Annotated in this window: 20 protein-coding genes; 14 read left to right on the top strand and 6 right to left on the bottom strand. The window is 43.5% G+C overall.

Annotated features, from left to right (window positions below):
- Positions 1-43: 43 nt before the first annotated feature.
- Together ACROAE_RS10300 and ACROAE_RS10295 are read right to left on the bottom strand one after the other, a co-directional pair.
- Entirely contained in the window at positions 44-1,372 is a 1,329-nt protein-coding gene (locus tag ACROAE_RS10300) for a glycoside-pentoside-hexuronide (GPH):cation symporter (RefSeq protein ID WP_432401402.1), read from the bottom strand.
- Positions 1,373-1,460: 88 nt separating this feature from the next.
- Positions 1,461-2,792 (bottom strand): GH1 family beta-glucosidase, encoded by a 1,332-nt coding sequence (locus ACROAE_RS10295; RefSeq protein ID WP_432401400.1) that lies wholly within the window; start codon positions 2,790-2,792, stop codon positions 1,461-1,463.
- Positions 2,793-3,166: 374 nt separating this feature from the next.
- On the opposite strand from ACROAE_RS10295, the gene ACROAE_RS10290 reads away from it, so the two are divergent.
- The 8 genes from ACROAE_RS10290 to ACROAE_RS10255 all read left to right on the top strand — a co-directional run bounded on the left by ACROAE_RS10290 (position 3,167) and on the right by ACROAE_RS10255 (position 12,401).
- Positions 3,167-4,480 carry a sugar MFS transporter gene (locus ACROAE_RS10290; RefSeq protein ID WP_432401398.1) on the top strand — a complete coding sequence of 438 codons (1,314 nt, stop codon included), beginning with the start codon at positions 3,167-3,169 and terminating at the stop codon, positions 4,478-4,480.
- Between the two features lie 9 nt (positions 4,481-4,489).
- Positions 4,490-7,135, top strand: a complete 2,646-nt coding sequence (locus tag ACROAE_RS10285) for a glycoside hydrolase family 3 protein (protein WP_432401396.1) — start codon at positions 4,490-4,492, stop codon at positions 7,133-7,135.
- A gap of 75 nt (positions 7,136-7,210) precedes the next feature.
- Positions 7,211-8,293 (top strand): glycoside hydrolase family 16 protein, encoded by a 1,083-nt coding sequence (locus ACROAE_RS10280; RefSeq protein ID WP_432401394.1) that lies wholly within the window; start codon positions 7,211-7,213, stop codon positions 8,291-8,293.
- Positions 8,294-8,603: 310 nt separating this feature from the next.
- Positions 8,604-9,404, top strand: coding sequence for a 3'(2'),5'-bisphosphate nucleotidase CysQ (gene cysQ / locus ACROAE_RS10275; RefSeq protein WP_432401392.1), 801 nt, complete (start codon positions 8,604-8,606; stop codon positions 9,402-9,404).
- Positions 9,405-9,474: 70 nt separating this feature from the next.
- Positions 9,475-10,380, top strand: a complete 906-nt coding sequence (mak, locus tag ACROAE_RS10270) for a fructokinase (RefSeq protein ID WP_432401390.1) — start codon at positions 9,475-9,477, stop codon at positions 10,378-10,380.
- A 135-nt stretch (positions 10,381-10,515) separates the two neighbouring features.
- Entirely contained in the window at positions 10,516-11,295 is a 780-nt protein-coding gene (locus ACROAE_RS10265; RefSeq protein WP_432401388.1) for a YdcF family protein, read from the top strand.
- Positions 11,296-11,982 carry a DUF2982 domain-containing protein gene (locus ACROAE_RS10260; protein WP_432401386.1) on the top strand — a complete coding sequence of 229 codons (687 nt, stop codon included), beginning with the start codon at positions 11,296-11,298 and terminating at the stop codon, positions 11,980-11,982.
- Positions 11,983-12,002: 20 nt separating this feature from the next.
- Entirely contained in the window at positions 12,003-12,401 is a 399-nt protein-coding gene (locus ACROAE_RS10255) for a GFA family protein (RefSeq protein ID WP_432401548.1), read from the top strand.
- 3 nt (positions 12,402-12,404) lie between these two features.
- Here ACROAE_RS10255 and ACROAE_RS10250 read toward each other — a convergent pair whose 3' ends face one another.
- From ACROAE_RS10250 to galE, 3 genes are all read right to left on the bottom strand, one after another.
- On the bottom strand, positions 12,405-12,764 hold the full coding sequence (locus ACROAE_RS10250) for a bactofilin family protein (protein ID WP_432401384.1): 360 nt from the start codon (positions 12,762-12,764) through the stop codon (positions 12,405-12,407).
- A 125-nt stretch (positions 12,765-12,889) separates the two neighbouring features.
- Positions 12,890-13,375, bottom strand: a complete 486-nt coding sequence (gene napF / locus ACROAE_RS10245; RefSeq protein ID WP_432401382.1) for a ferredoxin-type protein NapF — start codon at positions 13,373-13,375, stop codon at positions 12,890-12,892.
- Positions 13,376-13,665: 290 nt separating this feature from the next.
- Positions 13,666-14,688: a UDP-glucose 4-epimerase GalE gene (galE, locus tag ACROAE_RS10240; RefSeq protein ID WP_432401380.1), complete on the bottom strand. Its 1,023-nt coding sequence runs from the start codon at positions 14,686-14,688 to the stop codon at positions 13,666-13,668.
- A 296-nt stretch (positions 14,689-14,984) separates the two neighbouring features.
- Here galE and phhA point away from each other — a divergent pair, with 296 nt between their 5' ends.
- From phhA to ompW, 6 genes are all read left to right on the top strand, one after another.
- Positions 14,985-15,782, top strand: a complete 798-nt coding sequence (gene phhA / locus ACROAE_RS10235) for a phenylalanine 4-monooxygenase (RefSeq protein WP_432401378.1) — start codon at positions 14,985-14,987, stop codon at positions 15,780-15,782.
- 74 nt (positions 15,783-15,856) lie between these two features.
- Entirely contained in the window at positions 15,857-16,195 is a 339-nt protein-coding gene (locus ACROAE_RS10230) for a 4a-hydroxytetrahydrobiopterin dehydratase (RefSeq protein WP_123776978.1), read from the top strand.
- A 161-nt stretch (positions 16,196-16,356) separates the two neighbouring features.
- Positions 16,357-17,895 (top strand): transcriptional regulator TyrR, encoded by a 1,539-nt coding sequence (gene tyrR / locus ACROAE_RS10225; RefSeq protein WP_432401376.1) that lies wholly within the window; start codon positions 16,357-16,359, stop codon positions 17,893-17,895.
- A gap of 239 nt (positions 17,896-18,134) precedes the next feature.
- Positions 18,135-19,121, top strand: coding sequence for a fumarylacetoacetate hydrolase family protein (locus ACROAE_RS10220; protein ID WP_432401374.1), 987 nt, complete (start codon positions 18,135-18,137; stop codon positions 19,119-19,121).
- A 122-nt stretch (positions 19,122-19,243) separates the two neighbouring features.
- Positions 19,244-19,894 carry a maleylacetoacetate isomerase gene (gene maiA, locus ACROAE_RS10215; RefSeq protein ID WP_432401372.1) on the top strand — a complete coding sequence of 217 codons (651 nt, stop codon included), beginning with the start codon at positions 19,244-19,246 and terminating at the stop codon, positions 19,892-19,894.
- Positions 19,895-20,281: 387 nt separating this feature from the next.
- Positions 20,282-20,929 carry an outer membrane protein OmpW gene (gene ompW, locus ACROAE_RS10210; protein WP_432401370.1) on the top strand — a complete coding sequence of 216 codons (648 nt, stop codon included), beginning with the start codon at positions 20,282-20,284 and terminating at the stop codon, positions 20,927-20,929.
- Positions 20,930-21,092: 163 nt separating this feature from the next.
- On the opposite strand, the gene ACROAE_RS10205 is transcribed toward ompW, so the two are convergent.
- Positions 21,093-21,836, bottom strand: a complete 744-nt coding sequence (locus ACROAE_RS10205; RefSeq protein WP_432401368.1) for an SDR family NAD(P)-dependent oxidoreductase — start codon at positions 21,834-21,836, stop codon at positions 21,093-21,095.
- Positions 21,837-21,838 lie beyond the last annotated feature (2 nt).

Below are 21,838 nucleotides of genomic sequence, written 5' to 3'. Positions count from 1 at the left end.
TCAAATTAGCCTTGGAGCATAGTGCGCCAAGACTAACATGCTTTTATTTTACTTCTCTATTTAATTCTAAATGGATTTCATCAACTCTTTTATTGTCTAACACATACCAGCGCATCACTAAGGCGACCAAAATTGAGCCAATGGCAGGGAAAAGCGTGAATGATATTAAAATACCTTGTTGCGTTGCTTCAGTTTGAACGGTATCGGCTTGATAGCCATAACCGGCAAGCAACCAGCCTGCAGCAGCACCACCAATGGCGACACCCAGTTTGATGAAAAATATCACCGAAGAATAAATCATCCCGGTAATGCGCACGCCGTTTTTGTATTGGCCATAATCGACAACGTCGGCCATTTTTGCCCACAATAATGGGGTTGCCATGTTGAAGGTAAAGCCCCAAATAATAAACATGCCGAAAGCGAGCACGACTTGATCGCTAGGGACAAAGTAACTCACGATACACATGGCTGCAGCAAGGAGTTGTAAGGTGATATAAGCTTTGACCTTACAAAAACGTTTCGCCAAAGGCTCTGCCAAAATACAGCCAAAGATGTTACCAACCATACCTAAGGTGATAAATAAGGTGATTGAATCTGGCATGTTGAGGTAATATTTAACGTAATAAATAGCCAAGCTAGTGCGCAATACCATGCCTGATAATAAACACACGGAAGCAACCGCAAGCACGCGCCATTGATCATTTTTGAGCATGTCGCCAAAGTCTTTCTTAAAACTCGATTGCTGATCGATGGGTGGGTGAAGACGCTCTTTAGTGCCCCAAAAACACACTAAAAACATCGCCACGCCTAAAATGCTCATGGCGGTAATGGTTAGCTGGTAACCTTTAGCTTGGTCTCCTTCCCCTAAAAATTCGACCAGGGGTAAGGTTAAACCAGACACCAGTAAGCCGCCCAACATAGCAAATACAAAACGGTATGACTGCACCGATACGCGCTCTTTAGGATCGGCCGTTAATACGCCGCCTAATGCACAGTAAGGAATGTTAATCGCGGTGTAGACCATCATTAATGCCGTATAAGTTACAAAGGCATAAATCATTTTGCCGTCTTCAGTTAAATCAGGGGTGGTGAATGCCAGCACACTGATAAAGCCAAAGGGCAGGGCAAACCACAATAGATACGGCCTGAATTTACCCCAACGGGTATTGGTTCTATCGGCGAGTGCGCCCATGAGTGGGTCGGTTACCGCATCGATTAAACGCACGGCTAAAAACATCGTGCCGACAAATGCAGGTGAAATACCGAAAATATCGGTATAGAAAAAGGTTAAAAACAGCATCACCGTTTGGAAGACGATGTTACTTGCTGTGTCCCCAAGTCCGTAAGCGATTTTCTCTTTAATACTGATCATACGTGCCTCAATAATTGTTGTTATATTTTTAATATGATGCGTTGAATAAAATAAAGCCGTTCATAGGAACGGCTTAAACAGTCGGAGGTTATTTTCTGTTAGCTAATAAGTCTTTATAGGCATGCGCACTCGACTTTAGCGTACGCTTTTGGGTGTCATAATCAACATAGACAATGCCAAAACGTTTTAAATAACCTTCGGCCCATTCAAAGTTATCCATGAGGCTCCAGGCAAAGTAACCCACAATATTAACACCTTGTTCGATGGCGTTATTCACAGCATTTAAGTGGGCATCATAATAAGCGAGTCTGTCTTGATCATCCACCTTACCGTCAATCAATTTATCGTCCATGGCGGCGCCATTTTCGGTAATGTACATCGGCGGTAATGGATAAAGTGCATGCAAAGAGACTAATAAATCAGTGAATGATTGTGGGTAAATTTCCCAACCAATATCGGTTTTAGGATTATCAACCATATCAATTTGGCTAAAGCCTGTTACTGCATCTGCTTTGTAGACGGCGCGGGTATAAAAGTTAATGCCTAAAAAGTCGATAGGCTGCGCAATAATATCAAAGTCGCCTTGTTCGATTATTGGCATATCCTCAGGGGCAAAATCGTTAATAATCTCTGGATAGCAGCGATCAAACAATGGTTTGATGTACCACTGATTAAAATACTGGTCGGCTTTACTGGCTGCTTGTACATCTTCGGCAGACTCTGTGGCACTGTAACAAGGGGTAAAATTAAGTACGATGCCGTTTTCAGTGTTTGGACTGTTTTTTTGCAATACTTTCATGGCCAAACCATGGGCTAACAATAAATGATGCGCCGATTGACGACCATAAGATTTTTTGGCTAACCCAGGTGCATGTACGCCAATTTCATAACCTAGATACGAACTGCAAAAAGGCTCATTGAATGTCGCATAAGAATATACTCGGTCGCCAAATGCTTGAGTGATTTTGTCGGCATAGTCTGCAAATAGGTAAGCTGTTTCACGGTTTAACCAGCCGCCATTGTCTTCAATGTGTTGTGGTAAATCCCAGTGGTATAAGGTCACAAACGGTTTAATGCCGCGACGATTTAACTCGTCTAACAAATCAGTATAAAACTGCACACCTTGAGCATTTAAACTGCCATCTTTGTGCAGTACACGTGGCCATGAAATAGACAGACGATAAGCGTCTACGCCTAATGACTCAATCAAATCAATATCTTCACGCCACAGCTTTACGTGCTCGCAAGCTTGCTCGCCATTTGAACCATCACGTACTTTGCCTGGCGTGGCGCAAAAAGTGTCCCAAATACAGGCTAAACGTGACTCTGCTGCACCTTCGATTTGAAACGAAGCTGTCGCTACACCATAGGTGAATGCTGTTGACTGCATCTTCGAGTTGGTTGGTAACATTATTTTCATATAATTATTCACTTCGCATTAATTGAGTTTGAGTCTTTATCATTGAAAGTTTTTTGCGCTGTAACACCCGTGATAACAGGTTAATGTCGATTGACTCTAGGATGAAAAATTCTATTCGTTTGGCTAAAAATCGTTGACATCAGTTATCGATATGTTAAAAATGAAAGCGCTTACATTGAGATTAGTGATTAATTATCCAAAGGTCAATAATTGATTTTGCAAATTATTCACAATAGGTCTGTAGGGGAAGTCATTAACTGGGCCAGGGTCTGAGGTAATGATTTATGGGCATATTTTGTCGCTACCGCGTGGTAGCAATCAATAATATCGATTGATAACAACCCAATATAACGATTTATAACATAGGGAATGTCATGGCGACTTCACAACAGCAAACAGAATTCACTGGCGGTGATTCTACTCATCAATTAGGAGACTTTCGCTTTGCGTTGGTCGCGTTAACCTCGTTGTTTTTTATGTGGGGCTTTTTAACTTGCCTCAATGATATTTTAATTCCTTACTTAAAAAATATGTTTGAGCTTAATTATGCTCAAGCAATGTTAGTGCAGTTTTGCTTTTTTGGTGCTTACTTTATTGTGTCGATTCCTGCGGGCGCATTAGTGGGTAAGATTGGTTATCAAAAGGGGATTATTACCGGTCTGGTTATTGCCTGTGTCGGCTGTTTATTATTTTATCCGTCAGCCAGTTATGGCTCGTACAATATGTTCTTGTTCGCCTTTTTTGTGTTGGCATCTGGTATTACGATTTTACAAGTATCAGCTAACCCTTATGTGAGTGTTCTTGGCCCTGCTGAAACGGCATCTTCTCGCTTAACGTTAACTCAAGCATTTAACTCATTGGGCACAACCGTTGCTCCTTTCTTTGGTAGCTGGTTAATTTTATCGACGGTTGAACATGACGCGAAAATCACCGAAGTGGGTGAGGTCATTGGCCAGTTATCGGTGCAGCAACAAGCCAGTGCAGTACAAACCCCTTACTTAATTTTAGCTGGTGCGTTATTTGTATTAGCGCTTATTTTTATGTTGTTAAAGTTGCCGTTACTGGGCAAAAAAGTGATAAGCACTGAAAAAGATTCTGGCGGCAGCGCGTGGAAGTATCCGCATTTAGTATTGGGCGCAGTGGGGATTTTTGTGTATGTCGGCGCCGAAGTAGGCATTGGCAGTTTTCTCATTAGCTTTTTAACCCAAGACGATATCGGTGGTTTATCTGAATCACAAGCCGCGCATTATATCGCCTATTATTTTGGTGGTGCTATGGTTGGCCGCTTTATTGGCGCGGGTGTTATGCAAAAAATTAAAGCGGGTAAAGTGTTAGCCTTTAACGCGCTGTGTGCTTGCGTGTTGATTGTCGCCGCCATGTTTAATGTTGGCAGTGTGGCAATGTGGGCATTATTGCTGGTGGGGTTATGTAACTCAATTATGTTCCCAACCATTTTCAGTTTAGCGTTACAAGATTTAAAACAACATACTAGTCAAGGCTCAGGTATTTTATGCTTAGCGATTGTCGGCGGCGCTGTACTACCGCTTTTACAAGGTGTTTTAGCCGACAGTTTAGGCATTCAGTTAGCATTTATTGTGCCGCTAGTTTGTTATGGTTTCATTGGTTATTACGGTTTAGTGGGCTGCAATGCAACGCGTCCAACATTTAATGCACAGCAGCAAGGATAAGGAAATTACATGAACACGAATAACCCGATTGTCGCTTTTAAATCGACAACCATGACGACAAAATTAAGCACGCTAAGTTTGGCGGTATTGTTATCGCTAAGCGGGTGCAGTGATGCAAAACAAGTTGAACAAAGCAAAGATGTAAAAGCGGTTGTCGACACTAAACCCGCTGAAGTTGTCGCTAAGTCTGGTATTGATTTATGGCCAGCACTGACACCTGCTATTGCCAAAGATGTTGAGCTCGAAGCTAAAATTGCCACCTTGGTGAGCAAGATGACGGTAGAGCAAAAAGTGGCGCAGATGATCCAGCCTGAAATTCGCGACATCACCGTTGAAGATATGCGCAAGTACGGTTTTGGATCATACCTTAATGGTGGCGGGTCTTACCCTAATAACGATAAGCACGCCACGCCAGCGGACTGGATAGCTTTAGCTGAAACCTTATATCAAGCCTCTGTTGATGACTCTGTTGATGGTAGCAATATCCCGACGATGTGGGGGACTGACGCAGTGCATGGCCACAACAATGTCATTGGGGCAACGTTATTTCCACATAATATTGGGTTGGGTGCGGCCAATAATCCTAAATTAATTGAGCAGATTGCGGCGATTACAGCCAAAGAAGTCATGGTAACAGGCATTGATTGGGTGTTTGCACCAACCGTTGCGGTTGTTCAGGATGACCGCTGGGGCCGCAGTTATGAGGGGTATTCAGAAGACCCAAGTATTGTAAGAGATTATGCTTTTGCTATTGTTGAGGGTTTACAAGGCGCAGTCAATGGCGACTTTTTGTCTGATCAACGGGTTCTGTCAACCGTTAAGCATTTTATCGGTGATGGTGGCACAGAAAAAGGTATTGACCAGGGCGACAACATCGCCAGTGAGCAATCACTCGTTGATGTGCATGCCCAAGGGTATGTTGGTGGGTTAAATGCAGGCGCACAGAGTGTGATGGCCTCGTTTAATAGCTGGCACGGTGAAAAAAACCATGGCAATAAATACTTACTGACTGATGTATTAAAAGATCGCATGGGCTTTGACGGTTTTGTGGTGGGCGATTGGAATGGCCATGGACAAATTCCAGGTTGTACCAATGAGTCGTGCGCACAGGCGGCGAATGCGGGCTTAGATATTTTTATGGTGCCGACGGCTGCGTGGAAACCATTATTTGAAAACACTGTGGCGCAAGTTAATAGTGGCGAAATTAGCCAGGCTCGATTAGACGATGCTGTGTCACGTATCTTAAGGGTTAAATTAAGAGCCGGTTTATTTGATAAGCCAAGCCCTGCTAACCGTCCGTTATCGGGCAAAACAGAGCTTATTGGTCAAGCAAGTCATCGAGATGTTGCTCGTCAAGCGGTGCGTGAATCATTGGTGTTATTGAAAAACAATCAAAATGTATTACCGCTTTCACCTAAGTTAACGGTTTTGGTTGCGGGTGATGCAGCCGACAATATCGGTAAGCAGTCTGGCGGTTGGACAATTACCTGGCAGGGTACAGACAATAAAAATGCCGACTTCCCAGGCGCAACGTCAATTTACTCAGGTATTGAGCAAGTGGTTAAGCAGGCGGGTGGTCAGGCTATATTAAGTGCAACAGGTGAATTGACCGAACAGCAAAAGCCAGATGTGGCCATTGTGGTGTTTGGTGAAGAGCCTTACGCAGAAGGCAATGGTGATATTGATAACCTTGAATATCAACGTGGTGACAAGCGCGATTTAGCCTTGCTAAAGCAGCTTAAAGCGCAAGGTATTCCAGTGGTATCGGTATTTATCAGTGGTCGCCCAATGTGGGTGAATGCCGAGTTTAATGCATCGGACGCCTTTGTCGCAGCATGGTTACCTGGTTCAGAAGGTCAAGGTATTGCAGATGTGTTATTCACTGATGCAGACGGTAAAATCAAACATGACTTTGGTGGTAAATTATCATTTTCATGGCCTGCGACACCGCAGCAAACAACCGTCAATGTGCCGTTAGCAAGTGCCTCCGCTGAAGCTAAAGCACAATACAAACCGCTTATCCCATTTGGTTATGGCCTTAATTATCAATCTGATATCAGTAGCGCAGTGGCATTAGATAATTTGTCTGAAGATAATTTATCTGCTGAACAAACCACTTCTGATCTTGCCTTATTTGAGCGTGCAGTTAAGTCACCATGGTCAATGTACATTGCCAATAGCGCAGAGCGCCAAGGTTTGTCGAGCAGCGTCGCACAAAACAGTGCGTTAACGATTCGCACCATGGACCGTGTCGTACAAGAAGACGCTCGATTTGTGTCATTTAATGGTAGTGAGCAGGGGATCGTTGGATTAATCAGTAACTTTCCACGCGACTTTAGAGCCTACAGCAACAGCGATTCAGCGTTGACGTTAAGCATTAAGACGACATCATCATTGCAAAAGCCACTTTGGTTAGGCATGGCGTGTGAAGGTGATTGCCGTAAACAGGTCGATATTGCTCAGCAAGTGAATAGCAAGTTAGGTGAGTGGCAGAGTGTTAGTGTGTCATTGGCGTGTTTTGCTAGCGAGCCAATGGACTTTGGCAAAATCACCATGCCGTTCTATCTCGCGACCAGCGATAAAGTTGATGTGAGTTTCAGTGATGTGGTGATCCATACTCAGCCAAGTGAAAACACGGTTCAATGTAAAAAGTGAACTGTGTAGAGAGCCAGACCAGACCTCAAATATACAGGTACGGTCTGGCTCAACTTATGTTAAGTATTGAACATCATGAGTAAACTAATGAAGCGTTTTGCTAACAACCATTCAATTTTACAAGGCGTAACGGCTTTAACGTTGGCCTCGTTTTTTCTCTCGGGTTGTCATTCAGTTGATACTGAAAACCAAACTCATAGTGCAACCCGTCTGGGTTCTTCTGCCTGGAAAATGGTATGGCAAGATGAGTTTGAGGGACATGACGTCAATGCTGATAAATGGAGTTTTGCAGTTGATTGTTATGGTGGTGGAAATAATGAAGCACAATGTTATACCGCCCGAACTGAAAACGCTTCTGTGGCCGATGGCTTACTGACAATCACAGCAATTAAAGAACGTTTTTCTGGCCCTGCGGTCAATGGCGCTGACCCGAGTTATGATGTCAATGACACATCGAAAACACTGGATTATACCTCGGCACGTTTGGTGTCAAAAAACAAAGGCGATTGGAAATACGGCCGTTTTGAAATTCGCGCGAAGTTGCCTCAAGGGCAAGGAACTTGGCCAGCTATTTGGATGCTTCCTACCGATTGGGTATACGGTCCCTGGGCGGGTTCTGGCGAAATCGATATTATGGAAGCGGTAAATCTCAAGGTGGTTGCCAACGGTGAAGCGCCTGTTTCTGCTATTCATGGCACCTTACACTACGGTAAACAATGGCCTAATAATGTCTATACAGGGCAAGAATATCACTTACCTAATGGCATTAATCCAGCCGATGACTTTCATGTATATGCAATTGAATGGCAACAAGGTGAAATACGTTGGTATGTCGATGATGTTCATTTTGCTACGCAACAATCCTCAGGCTGGTATAGCCAATATGCCGATGAAAATGGCGAGTTTGTTAACGCCCCAGATGATGCGCCCTTCAATCAGCGGTTTTACATGTTATTAAACCTTGCTGTCGGTGGTGATTGGGCAGCGAATGTGCATAACAAAGGCATTGACCCTGCGGTGTTTCCGCAAGCGATGTTAGTCGATTACGTCAGAGTATATGAATGTACTCAATCGCCAAGCACAGGCGCTGGATGTGAAACCATGAATAAAAATGCCGTTATTGTTAGCAGTAAAACCTTAACTGAAAGTACGCAATAGTCGTCTTTTTCAATGTGCAGCATTCTCTTAGAAAGCATTGAATACGAATGCAAAGATGCACTGTTTGCTTTGAGGCTTGTGGCGCTTAGCTTAGTATCAGCAGACCCAAAAAGTGTTATCAGATTGTTGTAACAGACTCTCGTAACAGATTGTTGTAACAGTTTGTTCTATCAGTGAGCTGTAGTGGCTAGAGAAGCGTTAATAATTTTAGGATTAACTACGATGAAATGAATATATCAATTTACAGTGCGAACGATGGCATAATGTATATCAATGGTATCGAACCGCTATAAATTTTTAAGGAATTGATTTGTCGAACATTACATTTACAGCCGCAGATTTACAAAAAATCGTTGTGCTTGCCAAAGAGGCTGGCGACGCCATTATGCAGGTATATGCTCAATCCGATTTAGGGATTGAAGTTAAGCAAGATGACAGCCCAGTGACTGCTGCGGATATTGCTAGTCACAATGTGATTGTTGCAGGGCTTAACAGCCACTTTGCCGATATTGCGGTAATGAGTGAAGAAGCTGCAGACATTAGCTGGGCTGAAAGACAAACCTGGCAAACCTATTGGTTAATAGATCCACTTGATGGCACTAAAGAATTCATTAAGCGTAACGGCGAGTTTACCGTCAACATTGCGCTAATCCACAATGGCAAAGCCATTGCCGGTGTTGTTTACGCCCCAGTGTTGAATAAATGCTATAGCGGGGTGATTGGCCAAGGCGCCTGGCTTGAACATAACGGACAAGTATCAGTATTAGATATTCGTGATCGAGCACTGCAATCGCCCGCTATCGTGGTCGGAAGTCGTTCACATGTCAGTCCTGATGTTGCTGAGTATTTACAGACTATTGGTGAACACCAAATGCTCAGTGTCGGCAGTTCATTAAAGTTTTGTATGGTGGCCGAAGGCCAAGCTGATGTGTACCCAAGACTGGGGTTAACCAGCGAGTGGGACACCGCAGCCGCACAAGCAGTATTAGAAAGTGCAGGTGGCGTAGTATTAGCGTATCCAGCAATGACGCCGCTTGAATATAACCAAAAAGAAAATATTTTAAATCCGTATTTTATTGCTGCATCGTCAGCATGGTTTGCACGTAAATAACACTCATGTTATCGGCCTGTGCAAACCAAAATATGGAACCCCAATTAATAAGCAAATGGAGTGACAAGTTATGATGCGCATGGGCGTCGATCTCGGTGGTACCAAAATTGAAATTGTAGCGTTAGCTAATGACGGTGCAGAAATATTCAGAAAGCGCATTCCAACGCCAAAAAACTATCCTGGCACCATTGAAGCCATTGTCAGCTTAGTGGCAGATGCCGAAACGGCAACAAAGCAAACCGGCTCTGTCGGTGTCGGTATTCCGGGCGTGGTATCACCGTTTACTGGTTTGGTTAAAAACTCAAACTCAACCTGGATTAACGGCCATCCATTAGATAAAGATTTAAGCGAAGTATTACACCGCGAAGTGCGAGTGGCTAATGATGCTAACTGCTTTGCCGTATCAGAAGCGGTCGATGGCGCAGCGGCAGGTAAAGGTGTGGTATTTGGCGGTATTATTGGTACCGGCTGTGGTGCAGGTGTTGCCATTAATGGCCGAGTACATGGTGGCGGCAATGGTATTGGCGGCGAATGGGGTCATAACCCATTACCTTGGATGACCGCTGATGAATTTAATACCACCTCGTGTTTTTGTGGTAACCGCGATTGTATTGAAACCTTTATTTCTGGCACCGGCTTTATACGCGATTTTCGTGAAGCGGGTGGCGATGCTACCAGTGGTATTCAAATTTCTGAAATGATGCAACAAGGCGATCCGCTAGCCACTGCAGCATTTGAGCGTTACATCGACCGTTTAGCACGCTCATTGGCTCATGTGATTAATATGATGGACCCTGACATGATTGTACTTGGTGGCGGCGTATCAAATATTGAAGCAATTTATACTGAGTTGCCTAAAATATTGCCTAAATATGTGGTTGGCCGCGAATGTGGTACGCAAGTGGTTAAAAATAAATTTGGTGCATCATCGGGTGTTCGCGGCGCAGCGTGGCTGTGGGGCAAAGACGAAAAGTAGTTTTACCCAGTTTGATATAACATTTAACGGCACTTTATAGTGCCGTTTTTGTTTTGTGCAGACTAAGTTACACTAGCGCCAATATTAGAATATGAGTCGGGATAACTGACTGAATATAGATTGAGTGAATCATTGATGTTTTGGTTAAAAAAAGTCTTGTCGCAATTAGTGATGCCCATTCCGTTAACCGTTTTATTGCTATTAATTGCGTGGTTGTTGTGGCGCAGTCAGCGTCAATCGCTGTTGTCGTTGGGCAAGGTCACACTCGTACTTGCAACCTCTGTGTTGTTATTGTGTAGCCAATCGCAAGTCAGTTATTGGTTAACCGACTCACTAGAGTCGCGTTACGCTGCCAATAATCAAGTGATGACAGAAGCCTGTGTGGTAATGGTATTAGGCTCGGGTAATATTGAAAAGCCAGGCCTAACCGCGGTGCAGCAGCTATCTGCCACCGCATTAGCGCGCTTAAGTGAAGGGCTAAGGCAGCTGAGTTTGGGACAAGATTGTACCCTAGTGGTAAGTGGCTACAGTGGCGGCCAACAACCAACACCGCATGCCAGCATAATGGCTAAAGCCGCAATTGAGCTTGGGGTTAATCCGGCTCGTATTGTTAAGTTTGGCCAGCCCAAAGACACCATTGAAGAAGCATACGCATTACAACAGTTGATTGGCCAGCAACCTTTTAAGTTAGTGACCTCGGCGACACATATGCCTCGAGCAATGGCCATTTTTACCCAATTAGGCTTGCAACCACAGGCTGCGCCCACAGACTTTATTGCTTCTCAAAGCTTTTGGTGGCGTTTAGATGCAGACCAATTATTAGCGTCGCAGCGTTCAATTCATGAGTATGTCGGTATGCTTTGGCTACAGATTAAAGGGTTATCTGCACTACCGATCCCCAAGGAGACAAAGTAAATGACCGATGAGCTATTGATCAGTCCTTTTTCAAAACGTAATGGTATTACCTTAACCATACTTGGTGCGGTTAGCCTGTTAACAAGCTTGATTGTTTTTATTGGTTTTGGCAGCTTGTTTGCGCTGGGCATGATGTTTTTTGCGCTTGGTTCAGTCAGCTTAATTTTAGGTGTGGCTAAAGTGTACCAGCCAGCGGTCAGTTTTAAGTTTACTGCCGAAGGTGTGGCGTTTTTTCACCGTCGCGGTCAGGTGTTTATTGAATGGGATAACATTCAACGCCTTGATAATGTGCGCGTAAATCAAAGCATGGAATTAATAGAACTACCTTATATTGGCGTTAAACTTAAAAAAATCAATCCGATTTTAGATTGTATTTCGCCACGTTTAGCTACTGGTTTATTAACCGAGCAGCGGCCACTGTTGATGACCGCAGCAACGCAAGATGAAGATTTACAAAGTCTAGAAGGGTATTTAGGCGTTGAATATACGCCGCTAGTGGTAAATGGAGACCGGTATCGCGGCGTGTTAGCGATGTTTGGTCATCGTTGCCAAACCTTAAATGAGCAATTGGGTTATCACTTATATTTATCAATCGACAGTGTCGATCGCGATCCCAAAGAGTTTGTGAGTCTGTTACGCCAATGGCAACAACAAGCGAGTATTTCTGCAAAGCAGCCATTTCAATAATGTGCGAAGAGGTAATGACTATGGTGTTACAAGGTGGTTGTTTATGCGGTGCAATACGCTACCAGACGACTGACATGCCATTTGATGCTGACCATTGTCATTGTAACCAATGCCGAAAAAGTACTGGTGCAGTTGTGATGAGTTGGATGGATTTTAATATTGAACAGGTGAAATGGTTGCAAGGGCAGGTGACAGAGTTTGCTTCGTCGGCTCATATTCGCCGCGGCTTTTGTCAGCAATGTGGTACCACAATGACCTATCGTCATGTGGATTATCCACAGTATTGCACCTTATCGATAGCATCACTTGATGACCCAAACAAAGTGCAACCCACATATCATATTTATACTAATGAGCAGGTTAGTTGGCTGAACATTAATGACACTTGCCAGTGTTTTAGCACCAATAAAACCGCTTAACGATTATTGAGTGACGGCTGTGGTTGAGAGCGGATCGCGATGGCGATAACCTAAAAATTGGCCACCATCTAAAATTTCAATGTTTTCACAAAATGCATCGCCTTCAAACACGCCTTGATCATGTAAAGTAATTTTTTTGCAGCGTGCTTCGCCAGACAGTTGACCTGCAATCATTAACTCGCGGCATAAGATATCGCCTGCAACCGTACCACTAGGCTCTATCGTCACGTTGCCTTGGGCTTGAATATCGCCACTAACATGGCCTGCAATTAACACATCACCGCTAAAAATAAGCTTGCCAGTTAAATGACATTCTTGAGCGATAAAGCTCAACGGATTGACAGGCTTTTTTTGACCAAACATCTTAGTGCTCTTATGTTAGTGCCCTTAAGGCTAAATGGGGTGGCTAATATAACGTTAAAATCAAATTAACAACACCACAAACTGTGCATAGTGTTAAGTAACTTGAATTCGGAAAAAGCAGTAATCTACTCTGATGTGAGTAATGCAATTGCATCAGCCGGGCAAGGTGAAACGCAGGCGCCGCAACCGTTACAGGCATTGAAATCAATTACGGGTTTTGGAACTTGGCCAACAGCCATGGTAAAACTAATCGCACGCGGTTCGCAGGCATCTTTACAGCTTTGGCACCACACACCTTTAGCGGTTAAGCAGCTGTCTTTAATACTGGCAACATAAGTCCATGGTTGTGCCAAAGAGGTATCAAATACCGGTTCTGGGCACACCTCAACACATTGTTTACAAAAAGTGCACTCATCATTACTGAAATCGATTTCAGGGAATCCACCTTCACCACGTTTAATGATTTGCGTGTCGCATGCAGTAATGCATTTATCACAACGGGTGCAATTATCAGTAAAGGCTTGCTCAGGTTTGCTCCACGGCGGGCGGATCACATTGGTTTTGCGGCGGCTAAAGAGGTTACGGCGACTTTGGTTAATACCTTGGGTCATTTCGATTCCAATAAACGGTCAATAGGCTTTAAATCATTATTGCAGTGCATATTAGCATTAGCTGCAATAAAAAATTGTTAAGCACTTAGCAATTTATACCCATCAGGGGCATTTATATTCCAATAGACGGTCAATAGGCTGGTATTAGTTGCCGCAGTGCATATTAGCATTGGCTGTAATCAATAATGGTTGAGCACTGGGCTATTTATAACCATTAGGGGCATTTCTATTCGAATAGGTTTGAATTCATTGCTGCAGCGAATATTAGTATTAGCTGCAGCAAAAAATGGTTAAGCGTTTGGTAATTTATACCCATCAGGGTTATTTGATTGCCATTTCCAGCTGCTGCCGGCCATGTCTTCAACACTGTGGGTTGCACGCCAGTCTAATTGTGCAGCGGCAAAACTTGGGTCGGCGTAACAAGCTGCAATGTCGCCAGGGCGACGAGGGCTGATTTGATACGCAATGGTTTTACCACAGGCTTTTTCAAATGCTTTAACCATGTCTAACACACTGTAGCCAATGCCTGTGCCGAGGTTGTAAGTGACTAAACCAGGTTTGGTTTGTAACTTTTTAAGTGCTTGTAAATGACCCACGGCTAAATCAACCACGTGAATATAATCGCGAACACCGGTGCCATCAGGCGTGTTGTAGTCATCGCCAAATACACTTAATTGCTCGCGTTTCCCCACAGCAACCTGGGCAATAAACGGCATTAAGTTGTTTGGAATATCATTTGGATCTTCACCAATTAAGCCACTTTCGTGTGCGCCAACCGGATTAAAGTAGCGTAAACGCGCGATGTTCCAGGTGTTATCTGAGTGATGTAAATCCGCTAAAATATGTTCAACCATCAGTTTAGATTGGCCATAAGGGTTAGTGGCACCGGTAGGGAAATCTTCTTTAATCGGTAAACTTGCTGGGTCGCCATACACAGTTGCAGATGAACTGAACACCAGGTTTTTAACATTATTTTCCGCCATCACTTGGCACAAAATAATGGTGCCAGTAACGTTGTTTTCGTAATATTTAAGCGGTTTTGCAACAGATTCGCCAACGGCTTTTAAGCCCGCGAAATGAATAACTGATTCGATACTGTGATCGGCAAAGACTTTTTGCAGCAGTGCTTTATTGAGAATGTCGCCTTGATAAAAGGTCACATCTTTACCGGTAATAGTGCGAACTCGCACTAATGCTTCAACACTTGAATTTGATAAATTGTCTACGATGACTACTTCCTGTCCAGCATTTAGCAGTTCCACGACTGTGTGCGTACCAATATAGCCAGCGCCACCGGTTACCAAAATTGCCATAGTTTAATCGTCCTGTGAATAAATGAGTCATGTTCTGTCTACATTGTAAATTATCACAGTTCAAGTACCAGCAAAATTATTGATATTCTCCATAAAAAATCACTGGTCGGCTGTGCATTCATTGCGTTCAATAAACATAAAATTATCAGCTGAAAATGATGACAATTATGGGTCTTTGTATGTATTTGTTTACAATTACCCCTGCATTATCACCACACAATAAACTGTGAGGGAGTTAACAAAAGCACAACGTTAGCACACTATGTAGAGAGTGAAGTTTACGTAAAGTGGAACCTATGACAGCAGCAACAAAGTATATTGCCCATCAACCCGATGCCCAGGGTTACATTGATTACTCTGAACATGAGAATCAATTATGGCAGCAGTTATACCAGCGCCAAGTGACCAATATGCCCGGGCGCGCATGCCCCGCATACCTTAATGGCTTAGATGCATTAGGAATGTCGATTGACCGTATCCCGCAATTACCCGACATCGACAAAGTCCTTTTAGCAGCTACAGGCTGGAAAACGGCCGCGGTGCCAGCATTAATTTCGTTTGGACGCTTTTTTGAATTGCTCGCCAATAAAGAGTTTCCAGTAGCGACATTTATTCGCACTAAAGAAGAGTTCGATTACCTGCAAGAGCCTGATATTTTTCATGAAATATTTGGTCATTGTCCGTTATTGACCAATCCATCGTTTGCCAACTTTTCGCATATGTATGGCCAGCTAGGTCTTGCCGCAACCAAAGAGCAGCGAGTGTTCCTGGCGCGTTTGTATTGGTTTACCATCGAGTTTGGTCTAGTGCAGGCTAAAGATGAACCCTTACAGATTTATGGTGGTGGTATTTTAAGTTCACCCGGTGAAACCATGTATGCATTAAGCGATAAACCTGAGCGTAAACCGTTTGATTTACTCGACGTGCTGCGTACACCTTATCGAATTGATATTATGCAGCCGATTTATTACGTGATTGAAAATATTGACTACTTAGATGAAATTGCTCGTATGGATATTATGAGTATGGTGACTCAAGCTCAGCAACTCGGTATGTTTGCACCGAAATTTGAGCCTAAAGCCAAAGCGGGTTAACGATTAAGAGCAGCAGAGCATTGGGCTCATTAAGCTGCAAGTAACACATAACTAAATTAAGCCAAGGAGTACAAATGAGCGCATTAACCGAGATGAAGTGTGAAGCATGCCAAGCAGATGCACCTAAAGTCACCGATGCAGAGCTAGCAGAGCTTATCGGGATGATCCCTGACTGGGGAGTAGAGGTGCGAGACGGCATTATGCAGTTAGAGCGGGTGTATAAATTTAAGAATTTTAAATTGGCTATGGCTTTTACCAATAAACTGGCCGATTTAGCTGAAGCGGAATTTCATCACCCAGGTATATTAACCGAATGGGGCAAAGTCACCGTCACTTGGTGGTCGCATTCCATTAAAGGCTTACACAAAAACGATTTCATTATGGCTGCCAAGACAGACCAGTTGTTAGACTAGATATTATCACATTGATTTCAGCATGTTACGTTAACGTAATGTGCTGAATAATCTGTCTGTTACAATTCTACTGTAAACTTCACTTGCCACCGAAGCAATATCCCTCTAACGTTGTCACAAATTTCCGTCACAAAACACTAATAAATAGGGAATCGTTACATATGCGTTTGGAAGTCAGCTGTATTGATCGCGTGGGTTTAGCGAAAGACATCCTCGTTGTGCTTGAAAAACATGGTATTAACTTAATTGCCATTGATGCCAGTAATAAAGGTTTCCTATTTTTGCAATTTGCAGAAATCAGTTTCGAAACCTTGCGTGAACTGATGCCACAAATCCGTAAAGTCGAAAGTGTACATGATGTGCGTACCGTGTCTTTTATGCCATCAGAACAAGAGCACTACGCCTTAAAAACATTATTGAAAACTTTGCCAGATTCGGTTTTTTCAACTGATTCAAAAGGGCGTATTCGTATTGCTAACGAGTCAGCACTATTAACCCTCGGCATGGCAGAGCATGAAGTGGTTGACGAATCATTAAACCATTGGGTGCAAGGCTTTAACTTTGCCCGTTGGATGAGCGAAACCCCAGTGTTAGCCCAGGCCACTCGTGTGCAAATTAATTCTAATGAATACCTAGCTGAAATGTTGCCGATTTATTTGCCCGACGATGATGACACCACTATTTTAGCCGGTGCGGTGATTTCACTTAAATCTCCAGCCCGCGTGGGTAAACAATTTAATGCACTGCAAAACCAAACCACGGGTTTTGACAATGTATTAGCCAATAGCGACAAAATGAAAGACGTATTAAAGCAAGCCAAGCGTATGGCCCAGCTTGATGCTCCGTTATTGATTACTGGTGAAACTGGTACCGGTAAAGAGTTAATGGCCCGCGCCAGTCACGATGCCAGCATGCGCCGTGAACATCCGTTTATTGCTATTAACTGTGCAGCATTGCCAGACAGTGTGGCTGAAGAAGAATTATTTGGCTTTGTCACCAACGGTACCGTAGTGAAACGCGGCTTATTTGAAGAAGCTAAAGGCGGCACAGTCTTTTTAGATGAAATAGCCGAAATGTCTAAAGCTGCGCAAGTAAAGCTGTTACGTTTGCTGCAAGACGGCACGTTTAGACGTATCGGTGGCGATGTAGAAGTGCGCGCCGATGTTCGCATTATTTGCTCGACCCAGAAAAACCTTGCTGAACTATGCCAAACGGGTGAGTTTAGAGAAGATTTATATTACCGCATCCATGTGTTGAGTTATCACATGCCCTCTCTGCGTGAACGCAAAGTGGATGTGATACCACTGACCGAGATGTTTTTAGAGCATTACAGCCAGCAATTATCGAGCCCGCTGCGTCGTATTTCAGCCAATTGCCGTGACTATTTATTTACTTATGCCTGGCCCGGTAACGTGCGCCAGCTTAAAAATGCCATTTTTAGAGCAGTATCGATGTGGGATGGTTCAACTGAATTAACCGTAGAGCAGCTTAAACTGCCGTCTTACGCCGAAGGTTTTGGCTATTTCGACGAAGAGTTTGAAGGCACACTCGACGAAGCCATGAAAGAGTATGAATCGGGTTTATTGCGCCGTTTGTATCCTGCATATCCAAGTACGCGACAGTTGGCGAAAAAACTCGGTGTATCTCATACCGCCATTGCCAATAAACTGCGCGATTATAATATTAGTAAGAAAAAGTAATGTAACGATTTAATGCCAGCTAATTGCTGGCATTTTGCTCATTTTAATCCTGTAAACCAGTGTTAGAGTGGCTTTTTATCGTCTGTAAATAATAATGTACAAATTACGATTTATTTCAATACCGCGTGATTTGGCGCACATGTTAGGATTTTTCGGCTTTTTATGATCAAAATGAATGCACAATGCCATTCATGCAATTGATCTCAAGCGCGGATGCCACCCAGAATTTAGGAGCAATAATGAAACTTGCAAGTTATCACAACGGACGTCGCGACGGCCAATTGATGTTAGTCAGTAAAGATTTGACCAAAGCGGTAGCGGTGCCTGCCATTGCTAAAACAATGCAGCAATTACTCGATGCATGGGATTTATTGTATCCACAGTTAAGCGAATTATATGAAGCATTAAATGACGGTCAAATGGATAACGCCATCGCTTTTGATGAAGCACGTTGTTTATCGCCATTACCGCGTGCCTATCAATGGGCAGACGGTAGTGCATACGTTAACCACGTAGAGCTAGTGCGTAAAGCGCGCGGCGCTGAAATGCCAGAATCATTTTGGACCGATCCATTAGTGTATCAGGGCGGCTCAGACAGCTTTATTGCACCTAAAGCCGACATTGAAATGGCTAGCGAAGAATACGGTATCGATTTTGAATCAGAAATAGCCATTGTCACCGATGATGTCGCCATGGGTGTATCGGCTGACAATGCCGCTAAGCACATCAAACTATTAATGCTGGTTAACGACGTGTCATTACGTAACTTAATCCCAGGTGAGCTCGGTAAAGGGTTTGGTTTTTTCCAATCGAAACCATCAAGTGCGTTTTCACCGATTGCGATAACGCCTGATGAATTAGGCGACAAGTGGCAAGACAGCAAGGTGCATTTGCCACTGGTGACTCATTTAAACAGTGAGTTATTTGGCCGCCCAAATGCAGGCGTTGACATGACGTTTAACTTTAGTCAATTAGTGTCGCATGTGGCTAAAACCCGTCCATTAGGTGCTGGTGCGATTATTGGCTCTGGCACGATTTCAAATTATGACCGCAGTGCCGGTTCAAGCTGTTTAGCAGAAAAACGCATGCTAGAAATCATTGCCGACGGCAAAGCATCAACTCCGTTTATGCAATTTGGCGACACAGTACGAATTGAAATGTTTGACGAAAATGGCGTGAGTATTTTTGGTTCTATCGACCAAAAAGTCGTTGAATATAAAGCGTAAAGGTTCTGTCGCGGTATTTTTTAGGAGGCAATAACGTATTATCGTTATTGCCTTTTTTGTTATTAATGGCTCAACAAATTAAAAAGTAAAACAAACAACTAAAACTAAAAAGAGGATAGAACATGAAGCTCTATGGTTATTGGCGCTCAAGTGCAGCGTATCGTGTGCGTATCGCGTTAAATATAAAGCAGTTATCGGCACAGCAGGTTTCAGTGCATTTGGTTAATAATGGCGGAGAGCAGCATTCACAGGCTTACCATCAACTTAACCCCCAACATTTAGTTCCCACTCTGGTTGATGATGGCATAGAAGGCGAGCTTAATTTATCGCAATCACTGGCCATTATTGAGTACCTCGAAGAAAAGTATCCAGAGGAAGCCTTATTGCCGAGTAATATTGAGCATCGCGCCATTGTGCGTGGCATGGCGCAAGCCATTGCGTGTGAAATCCACCCGTTAGACAATTTACGGGTATTGCAATACTTAGTGAAAGACATGGGCGTGTCTGATGCCGATAAAATGCGTTGGTATCAACATTGGATAACAGTAGGTTTTACCGCGTTAGAAGCGCAATTAAGCCAGTATTCTGGCCGTTTTTGTTTCGGTGACACACCCAGTTTGGCAGACATTTGTTTAGTGCCACAGGTTTACAATGCAAAGCGCTTTAATGTCCCGCTTGATGACTTTCCTAACATCGTACGTATTGATACCGCTTGTAATCAATTAGCCGCCTTTGCCGATGCAGCGCCAGAACAACAACACGACGCCAGCTAGTTTTTTGCTATCAGTTTAAATCCCACTTTCAAACCATCGCTAACTCGCTAGTTAGCGATGGTTGCATGACCCAATCATGCCATATCACATTCACTCAATATGACGATTTGCTATGGCATCATGTGTTTTCAACATTTACATTCCATTCAGCCATAAGCCCATGATCTTCATCGCATAAGCTAACTTATAAATGCATCTTTAGTCTATTTTGCTGATCGTTTTGTGATCTAAATCAAGCTCGAGACATGCAATATGCTACCTCAATAGGGGTAGTGCAATTTTATTGATCTAAATCAATATTGTTAATGAATAACTTAGGTAGGTTAGCGGCAATTGTTAAGGATGTTACAGGCTTACATCTATTTATTGTTGTCATGGAGTTTGAAAATGAATAAGAAAATTACCCTAGGTTTAGTTGCTGCATCATTACTATCTGCTGGCTTATCTTTTGGTGCTGCAGCGCATCAAGCGGGTGACATAATTGTTCGTGCGGGTAGTGCAACGGTAGCGCCTAACGAATCAAGTCCTGTTGTTGCTGGTGTCGCAGAGTTTACCGTTGATAACAACACGCAATTAGGCCTTAACTTTGGTTATATGCTGACCGACAACATTGCCGTTGAGTTATTAGCAGCAACGCCATTTAGCCATGATGTGTCCTTAGGTGAGTTAGGCGTTATAGCGAACGCTAAACACTTACCACCTACATTAGTTGCTCAGTATTATTTTGGTGATGCACAGTCTGTACTGCGTCCATATGTTGGGGTAGGGGTTAACTTTACTAACTTTTTTGACAATGACTTTAATCAAGATGCCAAAGATTTAGGCCTAGATAATCTGTCGATGTCTAACTCTTGGGGTGTTGCGGCGCAGGTCGGGATTGATTACCAGATTGATAAAAAATGGCTCGTGAACGCGTCGGTATGGTATGCGCAAATTTCTACAGATGTGAGCTTTGATATGGGGGCAGATCATGTGGTGGTTGAAACCGATATCGACCCTTGGGTTTATATGATTAGCGTCGGTTATACCTTCTAACGACTTATACCATTATTTCAACAATGCGCCTCAAACTGAACAATCTGAGTGACTCTGATTGGTCACATAATTAATAGAATTGGTATGATATCGTAGAGACAAAAACAGGAACCTTTTAGGTTCCTGTTTTGTTTTGTGCCATCAAGATTAACCAAGCGTAAAGTTAACCGCGTTTCTTTTTCGGTTTCCAATGGCGAGTATTATAAATATATTCGGGCAGTATGCGGTTTATCCATGCCACAAGACGCCAACGTTTAGTGACATATACGCGGCGCTTTCCCTTTTTCAGTGCGGTTAGTATTTGCGTTGCCACTTTATCAATGGGCGACAGGAGTAATTGAGTATTTAAGTGCACCGCTTTATCAAATAAGCCTAATTGAATATCGCTAATCGTTACCGGCAACTTTAAGCGCTGTGCATGCATGCTCAACCCTTGCAGGTAATTTGCTGCAAAGGCTTTAGAGGCGTGGTAGGCCACATTGGGACCACCGCGTTGCCCTGCAATGGAGTTAATTGCGGCTAATTGACCGTAGCCTTGCTCACACATCAATTTAAAAACACATTGGCTGGCCGCTGCAAACCCCATTACATTAACGTTAATAGCCTGTTGGTCAATAGACCAGGGTAGCGTAGGGTCGTATTCGTTTACCCCAGTGTTCACTATCACTAAATGAGCGCCATTATGTTGCTTCCACGCTTGATTAAGCTGTTCAATTAACATTGGTGGCTGGTCAATGGCGAGCGGATAAACGCTGACCTCGCCAGGAAGGCTTTGAGCAAATTGTTTGAGTGATTCAGGGTCATGCACAAAAAGCACTAAAGACACTTGTTGTGCCGATAATTGCTTGGCTAGCGCCTGGCTGAGTTGAGAGCCTGCACCAATGATCATTGCTGTCGCGACAGACATAG

It is taken from the genome of Shewanella sp. MF05960, assembly GCF_050849305.1.
In the GTDB taxonomy this organism is placed as follows: Bacteria; Pseudomonadota; Gammaproteobacteria; order Enterobacterales; family Shewanellaceae; genus Shewanella.
This window is presented reverse-complemented; position numbering and strand designations above follow the sequence as displayed.

Bases quoted from the DNA above. Each gene is read 5' to 3' on its own strand.
- ACROAE_RS10255 (WP_432401548.1), top strand. From the start codon at position 12,003: ATGGTGTTACAAGGTGGTTGTTTATGCGGTGCAATACGCTACCAGACG.
- maiA (WP_432401372.1), top strand. From the start codon at position 19,244: ATGAAGCTCTATGGTTATTGGCGCTCAAGTGCAGCGTATCGTGTGCGT.
- ACROAE_RS10300 (WP_432401402.1), bottom strand. From the start codon at position 1,372: ATGATCAGTATTAAAGAGAAAATCGCTTACGGACTTGGGGACACAGCA.
- ACROAE_RS10250 (WP_432401384.1), bottom strand. From the start codon at position 12,764: ATGTTTGGTCAAAAAAAGCCTGTCAATCCGTTGAGCTTTATCGCTCAA.
- ACROAE_RS10265 (WP_432401388.1), top strand. From the start codon at position 10,516: ATGTTTTGGTTAAAAAAAGTCTTGTCGCAATTAGTGATGCCCATTCCG.
- mak (WP_432401390.1), top strand. From the start codon at position 9,475: ATGATGCGCATGGGCGTCGATCTCGGTGGTACCAAAATTGAAATTGTA.
- ACROAE_RS10260 (WP_432401386.1), top strand. From the start codon at position 11,296: ATGACCGATGAGCTATTGATCAGTCCTTTTTCAAAACGTAATGGTATT.
- ACROAE_RS10285 (WP_432401396.1), top strand. From the start codon at position 4,490: ATGAACACGAATAACCCGATTGTCGCTTTTAAATCGACAACCATGACG.
- ACROAE_RS10280 (WP_432401394.1), top strand. From the start codon at position 7,211: ATGAGTAAACTAATGAAGCGTTTTGCTAACAACCATTCAATTTTACAA.
- ACROAE_RS10295 (WP_432401400.1), bottom strand. From the start codon at position 2,792: ATGAAAATAATGTTACCAACCAACTCGAAGATGCAGTCAACAGCATTC.
- galE (WP_432401380.1), bottom strand. From the start codon at position 14,688: ATGGCAATTTTGGTAACCGGTGGCGCTGGCTATATTGGTACGCACACA.
- napF (WP_432401382.1), bottom strand. From the start codon at position 13,375: ATGACCCAAGGTATTAACCAAAGTCGCCGTAACCTCTTTAGCCGCCGC.
- ACROAE_RS10290 (WP_432401398.1), top strand. From the start codon at position 3,167: ATGGCGACTTCACAACAGCAAACAGAATTCACTGGCGGTGATTCTACT.
- ACROAE_RS10205 (WP_432401368.1), bottom strand. From the start codon at position 21,836: ATGTCTGTCGCGACAGCAATGATCATTGGTGCAGGCTCTCAACTCAGC.
- ACROAE_RS10220 (WP_432401374.1), top strand. From the start codon at position 18,135: ATGAAACTTGCAAGTTATCACAACGGACGTCGCGACGGCCAATTGATG.
- ompW (WP_432401370.1), top strand. From the start codon at position 20,282: ATGAATAAGAAAATTACCCTAGGTTTAGTTGCTGCATCATTACTATCT.
- tyrR (WP_432401376.1), top strand. From the start codon at position 16,357: ATGCGTTTGGAAGTCAGCTGTATTGATCGCGTGGGTTTAGCGAAAGAC.
- phhA (WP_432401378.1), top strand. From the start codon at position 14,985: ATGACAGCAGCAACAAAGTATATTGCCCATCAACCCGATGCCCAGGGT.
- ACROAE_RS10230 (WP_123776978.1), top strand. From the start codon at position 15,857: ATGAGCGCATTAACCGAGATGAAGTGTGAAGCATGCCAAGCAGATGCA.